The 13934-nt window shown below is 54.2% G+C and carries 12 protein-coding genes; 3 read left to right on the forward strand and 9 right to left on the reverse strand.

What is annotated here, in order from left to right; all coding sequences use genetic code 11:
- Positions 1 to 60 precede the first annotated feature (60 nt).
- Positions 61 to 1077, forward strand: coding sequence for a GSU2403 family nucleotidyltransferase fold protein (locus ACFIO0_RS21490; RefSeq protein WP_390915473.1), 1017 nt, complete (start codon positions 61 to 63; stop codon positions 1075 to 1077).
- A 187-nt stretch (positions 1078 to 1264) separates the two neighbouring features.
- Here ACFIO0_RS21490 and ACFIO0_RS21495 read toward each other — a convergent pair whose 3' ends face one another.
- From ACFIO0_RS21495 to glpD, 9 genes are all read right to left on the reverse strand, one after another.
- A complete protein-coding gene (locus ACFIO0_RS21495) occupies positions 1265 to 2407 on the reverse strand; it encodes an iron-containing alcohol dehydrogenase (protein ID WP_390915474.1) in 1143 nt (380 codons plus the stop codon).
- Positions 2408 to 2448: 41 nt separating this feature from the next.
- Positions 2449 to 3936 carry a glycerol kinase GlpK gene (gene glpK / locus ACFIO0_RS21500; protein ID WP_390915475.1) on the reverse strand — a complete coding sequence of 496 codons (1488 nt, stop codon included), beginning with the start codon at positions 3934 to 3936 and terminating at the stop codon, positions 2449 to 2451.
- Between the two features lie 73 nt (positions 3937 to 4009).
- A complete protein-coding gene (locus tag ACFIO0_RS21505; RefSeq protein ID WP_390915476.1) occupies positions 4010 to 5731 on the reverse strand; it encodes an extracellular solute-binding protein in 1722 nt (573 codons plus the stop codon).
- Between the two features lie 73 nt (positions 5732 to 5804).
- Positions 5805 to 6077 (reverse strand): DUF2160 family membrane protein, encoded by a 273-nt coding sequence (locus ACFIO0_RS21510; RefSeq protein WP_390915477.1) that lies wholly within the window; start codon positions 6075 to 6077, stop codon positions 5805 to 5807.
- A gap of 12 nt (positions 6078 to 6089) precedes the next feature.
- Positions 6090 to 6938, reverse strand: a complete 849-nt coding sequence (locus tag ACFIO0_RS21515; RefSeq protein WP_390915478.1) for an ABC transporter permease subunit — start codon at positions 6936 to 6938, stop codon at positions 6090 to 6092.
- A complete protein-coding gene (locus tag ACFIO0_RS21520; RefSeq protein WP_390915479.1) occupies positions 6938 to 7810 on the reverse strand; it encodes an ABC transporter permease subunit in 873 nt (290 codons plus the stop codon). The genes ACFIO0_RS21515 and ACFIO0_RS21520 overlap by 1 nt, the downstream gene beginning before the upstream one ends.
- Before the next feature lies 1 nt (position 7811).
- Positions 7812 to 8891: an ATP-binding cassette domain-containing protein gene (locus tag ACFIO0_RS21525; protein ID WP_390915480.1), complete on the reverse strand. Its 1080-nt coding sequence runs from the start codon at positions 8889 to 8891 to the stop codon at positions 7812 to 7814.
- A gap of 12 nt (positions 8892 to 8903) precedes the next feature.
- Positions 8904 to 9995: an ATP-binding cassette domain-containing protein gene (locus ACFIO0_RS21530; protein WP_390915481.1), complete on the reverse strand. Its 1092-nt coding sequence runs from the start codon at positions 9993 to 9995 to the stop codon at positions 8904 to 8906.
- A gap of 21 nt (positions 9996 to 10016) precedes the next feature.
- On the reverse strand, positions 10017 to 11606 hold the full coding sequence (gene glpD / locus ACFIO0_RS21535) for a glycerol-3-phosphate dehydrogenase (RefSeq protein WP_390915482.1): 1590 nt from the start codon (positions 11604 to 11606) through the stop codon (positions 10017 to 10019).
- Between the two features lie 267 nt (positions 11607 to 11873).
- Between glpD and ACFIO0_RS21540 the strand changes: the two genes are divergently transcribed.
- Both ACFIO0_RS21540 and ACFIO0_RS21545 read left to right on the forward strand, forming a co-directional pair.
- Positions 11874 to 12632, forward strand: a complete 759-nt coding sequence (locus ACFIO0_RS21540; RefSeq protein ID WP_390915483.1) for a DeoR family transcriptional regulator — start codon at positions 11874 to 11876, stop codon at positions 12630 to 12632.
- A gap of 309 nt (positions 12633 to 12941) precedes the next feature.
- Positions 12942 to 13874 (forward strand): IS5 family transposase, encoded by a 933-nt coding sequence (locus ACFIO0_RS21545; protein WP_390910353.1) that lies wholly within the window; start codon positions 12942 to 12944, stop codon positions 13872 to 13874.
- Positions 13875 to 13934: the final 60 nt, after the last annotated feature.

Raw genomic sequence — 13934 nt, forward strand, 5'->3', positions numbered from 1 at the left:
TTTGTTGAACACATCGTTATGTTCAACAGGCATTAGTTTTGTTGAACACGAGGATCCACCATGATTGATCGTCATTCTACCACGGCCCATGCGGCCTATCATGATTTGATGCGATCCTTACTGGATGAGCAGATCTCGAACATTCGCGGTACGCCTACACGTGTCGTGCGTGGCGGGAAATCCTACTGGTATGACAGTTTTCGGATTGGGTCGGACGTTCGCAAAACCTACATCGGGGAAGAAAGCCCAAAGCTGCTGGAGCGGCTAGATCACCTGAAAGAGCTTCGTCAAGAAACCGACGAACGCCGCAAACATCGCAGCCGCTTGGTTCGCATATTGCGCGCCGAAGGGTTTCAGAATGTCGATGCTGCAACAGGCAGCTTGATGTCTGCGCTTGGTAGGGCAGGGGTGTTTCGGCTCGGTGGTACGGTTGTGGGAACGCACGCGTTTCGACTTTATGAAGGCACGCTTGGGGTGCGCTACAGGTTCGACGACATGGCCCAAACCGGTGACATCGACATTGCCAGTTTTGAACAATTGTCTTTGGCGCTAGAGGACATCGTCAATCCGCCTTTGCCCGAAGTCTTGGATGGGTTTTCTTTTGCGCCGGTCCCAAGCCTCGACGGCAACAAAGTGTGGCGTTGGCGTCAAACCCGCAACGATCTGATGGTCGAATTCCTGACACCGTCGTTTACCGAAGACGAAGGCGTTCGCCCCTTGGCGGCGCTTGGCGTGGATGCGCAATCATTGCATCATCTCAACTATCTGATCGCAGATCCGATCAAAGCGGTGGTGACCTATCGCAGTGGTGTTCTGGTGCAAATCCCAAGGCCTGAAAGATTTGCAATCCACAAGCTGATCGTAGCGGATCGACGTCGGAAAACAGCGAATGCGCTCAAGTCCGAAAAAGACCGATTGCAGGCAAAATTCTTGGTCAAAATCTTGACTGAAGACAGGCCCGACGACCTCCTTGAGGCTTACACCGACGCGCGCAACGCAGGCCCAAAGTGGCGCGCACGCCTAGACGCTACGCTGGAGCGACTTCCCTCTGTGAAGACCATGTTAAGTTCACTTTGAAGCGCTTTGTGATGCCAAAAAGCGTGCGGGGCAGGGGAGCACCTTACTTTGCAAACCCCAAGCTGCCCATTGTCAGACTTAACGCCCGAGCAAAGCTATTGGAAATTTCCAGTCAACCAGAGCACGACAGTATTATTGATCAAAGAAACAATTAGACCATGTTTAATGTGATCCTAGGCACAAGCCACTACATCGCAGATCTTAAAATCTCTAAACACATTTGCTCGGACAATGGGTACGGGTTTCCCTTCATTGACGACGTGTTAGTCGCTGCGGTTGCAACATCGCGATGATCTTCTTGTCGTAACCCCAAATCGCCCAGCCCGCGTAGGCCCATTTGTGTTGACCATTCTCGTAATCCAACGACGCCGGCGCCTTCTTGCGATTGCCCAAAATTGTTATCAATTTGGTGAAGTACCCAAGTAAGTTTGGCGAGAATGCTGGTATCGCGTTGCGAGTTCCGAAGATGTGTTTCTAGAACGGCAGGCAGCAATGCCCCGCAGATTTCCCCATGCGGTGCATTCGTTTCGCCACCGATCACCCCCGCAAAACCATGGACAGCGCCAAGTCCTGCGTTGGCTAAGGCCAAGCCGCCACACGTGCTGACCCATGCCATCACATCCCAACCGTCAGAACAGTCTTTTTCAACCACATCGCGCAACACTCTGAGGCCCTCAGGTATCGCCGCACGACACAGCGCGTCCGTCATCGGGTTCGCTTTGACAGACAGATAAGGTTCGATGACTTGTGTCACGGCATCCAATCCAGCACAGAGTGCCACGTGTTTGGGCGCACCTTGCATCAGGATCGGGTCTACGATGGCGATCCGCGGGATCATGCGAGGATCGCGCAAGCTGACCTTTAGGCCGCGGTCGGGCACTGAAATCACAGCATTTTTGGTCACTTCAGCGCCGGTTCCCGCTGTGGTGGGCAACGCGATCATCGGGATTGGCGAATGCTCTAGGGGCCGCCCGTTTCCGACAACCTCGAGATATTCGATGGGCTGTCCATCGCAGGAAATAAAGGCTGCAAGCGCCTTGGCAAAGTCCATCACGGACCCGCCCCCCAAGGCAACCACGACATCAGGCCGAACGCCACTAAGTTGCGCCAATGCGGTTTCCAAGTCGGGCAAGGACGGCTCGTTTTTGCAAGCGATTGTATTGGTTGCCAGCCCTGCGTCAGTGCAGGAGGTTATCAGCCACTGTGCCCTTTTGGCGTTTGCGCCATGAACCACAAGGGCAGTATCCCCGAACTGCGAGGCCAAGGCCGCTGTCTGTTGGCTTTGCCCTCGACCAAAGTGAATTGCTTGTGGGCCAAAAAAGGAAAACATGACGTTGTGGCCTTTATGTGTGTGGACCGTGTTGGGTCGTTTCAAACGCTGAGTGTTGCGGTGACTGCTTTCTGCCAGCGCGCGTATTTTGTCTGACGAAGTGCCACATCCATCCCTGGCACAAACTGTGTTTCGCGCGCCCACCCTGCTGCAAACCCAGCTTGATCAGGATAAACCCCGGCGTACATTCCCGCCAACCATGCGACCCCCAGAGCAGTTGTTTCACGGATCGTCGGGCGGTCCACCGGAGCACCAATAATGTCTGACAGAAACTGCATCGTCCAATCGCTCGCACACATGCCGCCATCGACGCGCAGGGTTGGCTGTATGCCAGTGACTTTCCAGTCTGATGACATCGCCTCTAGCAGATCGCGCGTTTGATAGCCGACGCTTTCCAGCGCTGCTTTGGCCAGTTCGGCAGGGCCGGTGTTGCGGGTCAAACCAAAGGTGGCACCACGACAATCCGCGTCCCAATAGGGTGCGCCCAGTCCTACAAAGGCGGGCACAATCACGACGTCTTGATGCGGATCCGCTTGTTCGGCAAGCGTTTGGGCCTCGGCCGCGTTTGCGATAATTTGCAACCCATCGCGCAGCCACTGGACAACCGCGCCCGCCACAAAAATCGACCCTTCAAGGGCATAAGTTGGCTTGCCATCAAGTTGATACGCGATGGTCGTAAGCAACCTGTTTTGCGACACAACGGGCGTATGGCCAGTGTTCAAAAGCGCAAAACACCCTGTGCCGTAGGTCGATTTCATCATGCCCGGTTCAAAGCAGGCCTGCCCAACAGTCGCTGCTTGTTGATCGCCAGCAACACCACAAATCGGGATCGACTGGCCGAATATGTCCGCCTTGGTTTGACCAAAGTCGGCGGCGCAATCTTTGACCTCGGGCAGCATCTGCATCGGGATATCGAGAAGGTCGCAGATCGTCTGGCTCCACCGTCCTTTGTGAATGTCATACAGCATCGTGCGGGCGGCGTTAGTGGCGTCAGTTGCATGGACTGCTCCGCCCGTCAGCTTCCAGATCAAAAAGCAATCAACTGTCCCAAACAGCAATTCGCCCTGCACTGCACGGTCACGCGCGCCGTCAACATGATCCAATATCCAGCTAAGTTTGGTGCTGGAAAAATACGGATCAATCAGCAAGCCAGTGCGGGCTGTTATCATTGGTTCGTGGCCGGCATCTCGCAAAATATGGCAGTGATCAGCTGTACGCCTGTCCTGCCAAACGATTGCATTGTGAATGGGATCGCCCGTCGCCTTATCCCAAACAACCACCGTCTCGCGCTGATTTGTAATGCCGATTGCAGCAATCTGGGCAGGGGTAATTTCGGCCTGTGCAATTGCGGCACGGCACGTGGAAAGCGTTGTGTCCCACAGGTCTTGGGGGTCGTGTTCGACCCATCCTGATTGCGGAAAGTGTTGTGGAAATTCTGATTGGTTTTGGGCCACAGCGACCATGGTTCCGTCAAACAAGATCGCACGGGTCGATGTCGTGCCCTGATCGATTGCGAGAATGTAACTCATGGGGTGGCTCAGTGCGTTAGGGTGCAAAAAAGGCAGGGTATCCGGGGCCAAACTGCGGCCCCGGATGATCGGTTTAGTTCCAGGATTTGATCAGCTCGTCATACGCGATCGTGACTGGTTTTTCGTTCTCGTCCGCCAATTTAGCTTTTGGCGAACCAGGTTGATTGAGCCAGTAAGACGGATCACTTTCGTCATTCATAACCGGACCAATGTCACCTTGAACACCAGCACGCTCTAGACGGATCAGAACTTTTTCCTGATCTGCACACAGTGAATCAAGTGCTTCTTGCGGCGTTTTCGCACCGGACATTGCATCACCGATGTTCTGCCACCACAGCTGCGCCAGCTTTGGATAATCAGGTACGTTTGTACCCGTTGGTGACCACTGAACCCGCGCAGGTGAACGATAGAATTCGATCAAACCACCCAGTTTCGGTGCCCGCTCTGTAAAGCTTTCGTGCTGGATTGTTGATTCACGAATGAATGTCAGACCGACATGGCTTTTCTTTACGTCTACGGTTTTGGAGGTCACGAACTGCGCATAAAGCCACGCAGCTTGTGCGCGATCCACAGGTGTGGATTCCATCAGCGTCCAGGAACCGGCATCTTGGTAACCGATTTTTGTCCCTTCAGACCAATACGCACCGTGCGGAGACGGGGCCATACGCCATTTTGGCGTGCCATCTTCGTTCATCACAGGCAGATCAGGTTCGATCGACGCAGCTGTAAACGCTGTGTACCAGAACATCTGCTGTGCAACATTTCCTTGGGCAGGGATCGGGCCTGCTTCGGAAAATGTCATACCGGCAGCCGCAGGTGGAGAGTATTTTTCCAACCATTCGATTGCTTTGGTCACAGCGTAAACTGCTGCTGGGCCGTTGGTGGCACCACCACGTGCGACACATGAACCAACCGGTTGCGATTTTTCGTTAACACGGATGCCCCATTCATCAACTGGCAGGCCGTTTGGTTCACCTTTGTCGCCGGCACCAGCCATGGACAGCCACGCGTCAGTGTAACGCCAGCCCAAAGACGGATCTTTTTTGCCGTAATCCATGTTGCCGAACACGTCGCCGTCAACACCCATGCGTGACAAGTCACGACCGGTAAAGAATTCAGCGATGTCTTCGTACGCGGACCAGTTGACCGGAACGCCCAGATCGTAGCCGTATTTGGCCTTAAAGTCAGCCTTGTTGATGTCGTCGTTGAACCAATCGTAGCGGAACCAATAGAGGTTCGCGAACTGTTGGTCGGGCAGTTGGTAAACTTTGCCATCCGGGCCTGTGGTGAACGACAGACCAATGAAGTCTTCGAGATCAAGGTTCGGGTTGGTCACTGCCGCGCCTTCGCCAGCCATCCAGTCTGTCAGGTTGCGGGCCTGTTGATAGCGCCAGTGTGTGCCGATCAAATCACTGTCGTTGATGTAGGCATCATAGATATTTTCGCCCGACTGCATTTGCGTTTGCAGCTTTTCAACAACATCACCTTCGCCGATCAGATCATGGGTGACCTTGATGCCGGTGATGGCCTCAAACGCTGGTGCCAGCACTGTGGATTCATACGTGTGCGTGCCGATCGTCTCAGAGACGACGTTGATCGACATGCCCGCGTAAGGGGCTGCCGCGTCGACAAAAAACTGAAGCTCAGCTTCTTGATCTGCGCGTGACAGTGCCGACAGATCGCCGATTTCACTGTCTAGAAATGCCTTGGCGGCATCCATATCTGCAAAGGCTGGTGCGGCAAACATGCAGGCCACCAGACCCATTGCAGTGGTCCCTTTAAGTCGCAAGTTCATTCTTGTTCCTCCCTAAAATAGAACATTCGAGACAGCGGATCTTGCAAACCAAACCGCCTCATAGTGCCCGCCTTTACACCCAGCGAAAAACCGCGATGGCGTAAAAGAGACATACGATCAGTGCCCCCCATTGGGGCGCGCTGAGCATTCCAAGCCAAGCCAGATTGATAAAGGCCGAGCCAAGTAACGTGATGAACAACCGATCACCACGCGTCGTTTCGATCCCTAAAACACCGGTGCGCGGTGTTTCGGGAAATTTGATTGCCAGCACCGTAAAGGTCACCAGCGTTGCCGCGATAATTGCGAAAAACAGGGCGGTTGGTCCGGTCCATGCCATCCATTCCATTGCGAATTCTCCCTATACGCGCCCAAGGGCAAAACCCTTGGCGATGTAGTTGCGGACAAAATAAATTACCAAGGCGCCCGGCAGGATCGTCAAAACCCCGGCCGCCGCCAACACACCCCAATCGATGCCCGCGGCCCCAACTGTGCGGGTCATCGTGGCGGCAATCGGCTTGGCATTCACAGACGTCAATGTGCGGCTGAGCAGCAATTCGACCCATGAGAACATGAACAAAAAGAACGCGGTGACACCGATGCCCGAGGCGACCAAAGGCGTGAATATCTGTAGGAAAAAGCGTGGGAACGAATAGCCGTCGATATAGGCGGTTTCGTCGATTTCCTTGGGCACGCCGCGCATGAAACCTTCTAAGATCCAAACCGCTAATGGCACGTTGAACAGGCAATGCGCCAAGGCCACAGCGATGTGCGTGTCGAACAATCCAACCGAGCTATAAAGCTGAAAGAACGGCAGTGCGAACACCGCAGGTGGGGCCATCCGGTTGGTGAGCAACCAAAAGAACAGATGCTTGTCGCCCATGAACGAATAGCGGCTAAAAGCATAGGCCGCGGGCAGTGCGACCACCAGCGAGATGATCATGTTCATCAACACATACAGCATCGAGTTGATGTAGCCTGTGTACCACGATGCGTCCGTCAAGATCGTCAGATAATTGTCAAACGTCAGGTCGCGCGGCCACAAGGTAAAGCTGTTCAAAATCTCTGAATTGGTCTTGAGGCTCATCATCACCAGCCAGTAAATCGGCAACAACAAGAACAGCAGATACAGGCCCATAACGATGGCGTTGCCTTTGACTTTTGGCAGGCCAAACCGGCGCTTTGGCGCGTGAATTGTAAAATCTGACATCAGTGACCATCCCTTTTGTCGAGGTTCGTCATCACGGTGTAAAACACGTAAGACACCAGCAGAATTACGAGATAATACATGATCGAAAACGCCGCTGCGGGGCCTAGATCAAATTGGCCAAGCGCCATTTTCACCAGATCAATCGACAGGAACGTGGTCGAATTGCCGGGCCCACCACCAGTGACCACAAAGGGTTCGGTGTAGATCATAAAACTGTCCATGAACCGCAGCAGGATCGCGATCATCAGAACGCCCATTATCTTGGGCAGCTCGATAAAACGGAACACACTTAGACGGCTGGCCTGATCGATTTTGGCCGCTTGATAATAGGCGTCAGGGATCGATTGCAGGCCGGCATAGGCTAACAGCGCTACCAGCGACGTCCAGTGCCACACATCCATCACAATGACGGTGATCCATGCGGCGTAAAAATCTTGGGTGTAGTTGTAGTCAATGCCCAAAGCGGACAGCGTGTAGCCCAACAGACCAATATCGACGCGCCCGAAAATCTGCCAAATCGTACCAACGACATTCCACGGAATAAGCAAGGGCAGGGACATCAGCACAAGGCATAGCGACGCCCAGAATCCCTTTTTCGGCATGTTCAGCGCGACAAAAATGCCGAGCGGAATTTCGATGGCCAGAATGATTGCTGAAAACGCAATCTGGCGTCCCAGTGCATCCCACATCCGTTCAGACGCCAACATTTCCTGAAACCACTCAAGCCCGACCCAAAAGAATTTGTTGTTCCCGAACGTGTCCTGAACAGAATAATTCACCACGGTCATCAACGGGATGACGGCGGAAAAGGCGACGAGCAAAAGCACGGGCAGGATCAGAAACCACGCCTTATTGTTTACGGTTTTGTTCATTTCAGGCCACCTTTGGCGCAACACGCCAGCTATCTGAGTAGATGTTGATACCCGCTGGATCAAAGACGACCCGGTTCATTTCGGGTGAAATTTCGGCCCCTTCGGGCGCAAGGATGTTGATCTCGGATCCGTTAAAATCAGCGCGCACGATTTTGTGGCGACCAACATCTTCGACCCGTTTGATTGTCACGGGCAGACCGTCCTCGCCCGACGACAGGGACGTAAATTCGGGCCGCACACCCAGTTCAACGCGGCCTGTTGGCGTGCCGAAAGCCTTGCCCAGACTAATCTGCGTGCCGCCCAGAACCGCCTTGTCGCCCTGAACGTCCGCCTCCAGCACATTCATGCCGGGCGACCCGATAAAATAGCCGACAAACGTGTGTTCGGGCTGCTCGAACAATTGCTGGGGCGTGCCCATCTGAACAACGCGACCATCATACATTACAACAACTTTGTCAGCGAATGTCAGCGCCTCGGTCTGGTCATGGGTCACGTAGATCATCGTATGACCAAATTCGTGGTGCAGGGATTTTAACTGCGTGCGCAGTTCCCATTTCATGTGGGGGTCGATGACGGTCAATGGCTCATCAAACAGCAGCGCATTGACGTCTTCGCGCACCATGCCACGGCCCAGCGAAATCTTTTGCTTGGCATCGGCTGTCAGGCCACGGGCCTTGCGATCTAGCGTCGCCTCCATCCCGATCATGGCCGCAATTTTCTGCACGCGATCTTTGATGTAGGCAGGATCAGCGCCGCGATTGCGCAACGGAAACGCCAGATTGTCACGCACTGTCATCGTGTCATAGACCACGGGAAACTGAAAAACCTGCGCGATATTGCGTTCGGTTGTGGGCGACAGGGTGACGTCTTTGTCGTTGAACAAAATACGGCCCTGACTGGGATGCAAAAGGCCGGAAATGATATTCAGCAGCGTGGATTTTCCACAACCGGACGCACCAAGCAGCGCGTAGGCTTCGCCGTCCACCCAGTCGTGGTTCAGTTCCTTTAACGCAAAGTCGTCTTCGCTCTTTGGGTTGGGCAAGTAAGAATGCGCCAAGTTTTCGAGGGTAATTTTTGCCATTTTTAATATCCCTCAGGCTGCGGTTGCGTAAGATGCAGGGGCAATCGACGTGCCGTCTTGGGCAAAGATGTAGACGTGGCTTTGATCCAGATAGACCGCCAAATCGGACCCGATTGGCAAATCCTTGACGCCGTGTACCAGACCCACCCAGTTTTCGCCGTGATGATCGAGGTGGATAAATGTCTCGGAGCCGGTGATCTCGGTCACTGTCAGCTTGCCGGTAAAGGCCAGCGCATCGGGCCCCGGTTTTTCCAGCTTTAGATGGTTCGGCCTGAACCCCGCAATATAGCTGCCATCGGCCAACCCCGCAAAAGCACCTGTGGCTGCGATGATGGACTGCCCGTCACCAAAATCAAAGCGCGTGCCAGTTTTTTGAACCGTCAGAAAATTCATTGGCGGATCAGAAAAAACGCGGGCGGTCGTCGCATTGACTGGTTTGCGGTAAACAATCGGCGTTTTGTCAAATTGGGTAATCGTGCCTTCCCAAACCGCCGCCGTATTACCGCCCAGCAAAAGCGCCTCTTCTGGTTCGGTCGTTGCATAGACAAAGATCGATCCGGCCTCTTCAAAGATTTTGGGGATCTCGGCGCGCAATTCTTCGCGCAGTTTGTAATCAAGGTTCGCCAATGGTTCGTCCAACAACACCAAACCGGCATCTTTGACCAACGCACGCGCCAGCGCGCAACGCTGTTGTTGGCCGCCAGATAATTCCAGCGGTTTGCGGTCCAGAAAGGGCGACAATTGCATCAGGTCAGCGGCTTTGCGAACGGCTGCATCAATCTGGTCAGCGGACTGGCGCAACAGCCGCATGGGGCTGGCGATATTGTCGTAAACCGTCATGGACGGATAATTAATAAATTGCTGATACACCATGGCAACGCCACGATCCTGCACGCGCATGCCGGTCACGTCCGTCCCATTCCAGATGACCTTGCCGGTATTGGGCACATCCAGACCTGCCATCAGGCGCATCAACGACGTTTTGCCCGACGACGTTGGCCCCAGCAGCACGTTCATCGTGCCGCTTTGCAGCGTTAAATCCGTGGGGTAGATGTGTGTTTGGCCGTTCATGACCTTGGACACACCCTCTAAAATCAGTGACATTTCTCTCTCTCCCCTCGCAGTTCACACTGCGCGTTGCTGTGGCGGCATGGCAGCGAGCCATGCGTCAAGCACCTGAATTTCTTGTGTCGTGAGCCGAAGACCAAGTTTGGATCTGCGCCAAATGATGTCTTCGGCTGTCTGTGCAAATTCTTTGTCCACGAGCCAGTTGACTTCGCGTGCGGTCAGATCTGCGCCAAAGGTCTGGCCAAGATCCGACGCGACATTTGCATCCCCCAGAACGAGAAACGCATCGGTGCCGTACGCTTTAATCAAACGGTCCACCCAGCGTTCCGTCAAGAAAGAATATCGGGCAAGCAACTTTGCTCTTAGCGCGGGCACACCGTCGACCGGAAAATCACCGCCGGGCAAAGCGACACCAGCCGTCCAAGGCGCCGTCTTGCCCTCAAAAAACGGCGCGATCTTTTCAAGCGCAGTTTCAGCAAGCCTGCGGTAGGTCGTGATCTTACCCCCGAAGATATTCAGGATCGGCGCGCCAGCGGATTGGTCCACTTTTAAAACATAGTCCCGTGTCGCGGCCGTCGCCGAACTTGCACCGTCGTTGTACAAGGGGCGCACACCTGAATAGGACCACACAACGTAATCGTCGGAGATGTCTTGTTTCAGGTATTCAGATGCGAATTGCAGCAGATACGTTTGTTCATCGGGCGTACACACCGGCGTTAGGCTGGTGTCAGGATGATCCGCGTCTGTGGTGCCGATCAGGGTGAAATCGGTCTCGTAGGGGATCGTGAAAATGATCCGTCCGTCGGCCCCTTGAAAGAAATAGCATTTGTCGTGGTCGTATAATTTGCGGGTCACGATGTGGCTGCCGCGCACCAGACGCACGCCCTCGGCTGCATTTATCCGGACGGTATTGCGGATGATGTCTTGGACCCACGGACCACCGGCGTTCACCAACATGCGGGCACGCACCGTGCGCTGTGCGCCGTCTTGCGCCACCAGCGTAACATGCCAGATGCCATCAACGTTTTGGGCTGCTGACACCTTGGTGCGCGTATTGATCTGCGCCCCGCGCGTTTGTGCGTCACGGGCGTTTAACACCACCAAACGACTGTCTTCGATCCAGCAATCAGAATATTCAAAGGCCTGCTCAAAGCGATCCTCGAGCGGCGTGCCCTCGGGGGTGCCGGACAACCGAATGGAGGTGGTTCCCTTGAGTATTTTTCGGCCACCCAAGTTGTCGTACAGGAACAATCCAAACCGGATAAGCCAAGCCGGGCGACGCCCTTTCATCCACGGCATCACGATGTTGAGCAGTTTGGACGTTGGCGTGTCCCCCTCAAAGCGCATGTCTTTGTGGTAGGGCAAGATAAAACGCATCGGCCAAGAGATATGCGGCATGGCGCGCAAAAGGGTCTCGCGTTCGATCAACGCTTCGCGGACAAGACGGATTTCCCAATACTCAAGATAGCGTAATCCGCCATGAAACAGCTTGGTCGATGCTGAAGATGTTGCAGAGGCCAGATCGTTCATTTCGGCCAGCTCGACAGACATGCCACGACCCGCTGCATCGCGCGCAATACCGCAGCCATTGATGCCGCCGCCGATGACGAACAAGTCAACCACATCAAGATGATCGCGCTGATCCAACGAAGCCTCCCCCCAGCTCAAAACTCCGCCGCAGCCTCCCAGCGTGCGACGTAGAGTAAACCAATACTAAAGCTCGCTAACAATCAATAACGAATGTTCGTTTACTTTCGTTATTGAGATATGCGTTTGAATTGTATGTTCTTTTAGGTTCGAAACTTAACCACTTCGCACTGCCCTTTGCGTCTTGTCCTCTTGACGATCATACGAGACGTCTGATTATTTATACCGAATCCATGGCAACGTGGTGCCGTTCGAATTGGAGGAGCTGTGGTTTCGAATTTCAGACAAAAAGAGATACTTGAGCTTGCTCGTAGAGATGGCAAAGTGACGGTAGACGGCCTTGCTGCGTTCTATGACGTCACGGTGCAAACCATCCGGCGCGATCTGTCTGATTTGGCGGAAAGCGGGCGGCTTGATCGGGTCCACGGTGGTGCCGTGGTGCCATCCGGCGTCGTGAACATCATCTACGAAGAACGTCGCCGCCTGAATGAAGCCGGCAAAAAAGCGATTGCTAAAAGATGCGCCCAAGCCATCCCTGACGGCGCGTCGGTGTTCATGAATATCGGCACAAGCACCGAAGCTGTCGCATACGAATTGCTGGACCACGAAAATCTGCTGGTCGTGACAAATAACCTAAACATTGCGAATACATTGGCGGCCAATCACAGTTGCGAAATCATCTTGGCGGGGGGTGTGCTGCGCCGCGCAGATGGCGGCATCGTCGGAGGGCTGACTGTTGAAATGGTCAAGCAATTCAAATTCGACTATTCAGTTTTGGGCTGCTCAGCAATTGATGGTGACGGCGATATGCTGGATTTTGATGGTCAGGAAATTATGGTGACCAAAACGGCGATCCATCGATCCCGCAATGTAATGGTTGTCGCCGATCAGCTGAAATTTGAACGCAAGGCGCCGCTGACGATTTGCTCGCTCGCAGATGTTGCGGTGCTGTTCACAGACGGTGCATTGCCAATAGACCTAATTGAAAATTGCAAAACTTGGGGAACCGACGTTGTGTCAGTCTAAGTGAACAAGACAAGGATTTTCCAGGGCGGTGAAATCAAGTGGTACTGTTTTGAGTGCGGCACTCTTTTGCATCGCGCAGAAATGCAGTTGACGCCCATCGTGGAAAAGAACCACCAGAGGGTTGGGTAAAAACCTAGCCTGCTGGCAACGATTGACCTGTGTGCCCAGAGATCCACTTGATTTGCTGAGTGTCGCCCGGACGATTGAGGTGGACAGTTCTGTCGCAGCAGGAGTCATGGGACGGGGCTTTGTTGCACAAATCGGTTTGCTAGGATTCATGTTGTGAATCGAGCGTGTTAGCAGACCATCATGAGTAGCTGGACACCGACGACTTACAAGACCATGAACTGGTCAGATTACAATCGAGCCCTGAAGCAGCGGGGTTCGCTGTCGATCTGGTTTGACGCTGCTATGGCTTGGGATGCGATGCCATCTGGCCGACGGGGCCGTCAACAGGCGTATAGTGATGCGGCGATCCAAGCCTGTCTGACGATTAAAATGCTGTTCGGTTTGCCCCTAAGGCAGACGACGGGGTTTGTCGAAAGCCTCCTGGAATTGGCCGGGTTGGACTGGACGGTGCCAGACTTCAGTACCTTGCGTCGGCGGCAGAGAACGTTGTCGGTCATCATTCCCTATCAGGGCTCACCGGGGCCATTACATCTGCTCATTGATAGTACCGGCATTAAAGCTGAAGGCGAAGGTGAGTGGAATGCCCACAAGCATGGCGGCCCTAAACGCCGCCTCTGGCGCAAAATTCACATTGGTATCGATGAAGAAACACTAGAGATACGTGCCGTCGAGGTCACCAGTAGCGGCATCGGTGACGCACCCATGCTACCTGACCTGCTCGATCAGATCCCCCCGGACGAAGAGATTGGCAGTGTCACCGGGGACGGTGCTTACGACACCCGCAAATGCCACGATGCAATTGCAGAACGTAACGCCCATGCTGTCATTCCACTGCGTAAGAACGCCAAGCTGTGGAAGCCCGACACGTCCGGAGCCAGAGCGCGCAACGGAGCGGTCCGATACTCAAAGTACCTGGGTCGCGCAATGTGGCGGCAAGTCACTGGATACCACCGCCGAAGCCGCGTCGAAACAAAGATGCATTGTCTGAAACTGCTGGGTCAATCGCTCATGGCCCGCGACTTTGATCGCCAGGTCGCTGAGATCCAAATCCGCGCTGCCATCCTAAACGGCTTCACTGCACTAGGTATCCCCAAGACACAGGCTGTAGGCTAAATCGGTCCGGGGTCAGGGGAGGTCCGACCTCAACCCGATTTGTGCAACAAAGCCGGTGGA

The sequence above is a fragment of the Pseudosulfitobacter sp. SM2401 genome (genome assembly GCF_042932805.1).
Lineage (GTDB): Bacteria > Pseudomonadota > Alphaproteobacteria > Rhodobacterales > Rhodobacteraceae > Ascidiaceihabitans.

What these genes read in the sequence shown, in the direction of transcription:
- ACFIO0_RS21525 (WP_390915480.1), bottom strand. Translation starts at nt 8,891, where the DNA reads ATGGCAAAAATTACCCTCGAAAACTTGGCGCATTCTTACTTGCCCAAC.
- ACFIO0_RS21545 (WP_390910353.1), top strand. Translation starts at nt 12,942, where the DNA reads ATGAGTAGCTGGACACCGACGACTTACAAGACCATGAACTGGTCAGAT.
- ACFIO0_RS21490 (WP_390915473.1), top strand. Translation starts at nt 61, where the DNA reads ATGATTGATCGTCATTCTACCACGGCCCATGCGGCCTATCATGATTTG.
- ACFIO0_RS21505 (WP_390915476.1), bottom strand. Translation starts at nt 5,731, where the DNA reads ATGAACTTGCGACTTAAAGGGACCACTGCAATGGGTCTGGTGGCCTGC.
- ACFIO0_RS21520 (WP_390915479.1), bottom strand. Translation starts at nt 7,810, where the DNA reads ATGAACAAAACCGTAAACAATAAGGCGTGGTTTCTGATCCTGCCCGTG.
- glpK (WP_390915475.1), bottom strand. Translation starts at nt 3,936, where the DNA reads ATGAGTTACATTCTCGCAATCGATCAGGGCACGACATCGACCCGTGCG.
- ACFIO0_RS21510 (WP_390915477.1), bottom strand. Translation starts at nt 6,077, where the DNA reads ATGGAATGGATGGCATGGACCGGACCAACCGCCCTGTTTTTCGCAATT.
- ACFIO0_RS21515 (WP_390915478.1), bottom strand. Translation starts at nt 6,938, where the DNA reads ATGTCAGATTTTACAATTCACGCGCCAAAGCGCCGGTTTGGCCTGCCA.
- ACFIO0_RS21495 (WP_390915474.1), bottom strand. Translation starts at nt 2,407, where the DNA reads ATGTTTTCCTTTTTTGGCCCACAAGCAATTCACTTTGGTCGAGGGCAA.
- ACFIO0_RS21530 (WP_390915481.1), bottom strand. Translation starts at nt 9,995, where the DNA reads ATGTCACTGATTTTAGAGGGTGTGTCCAAGGTCATGAACGGCCAAACA.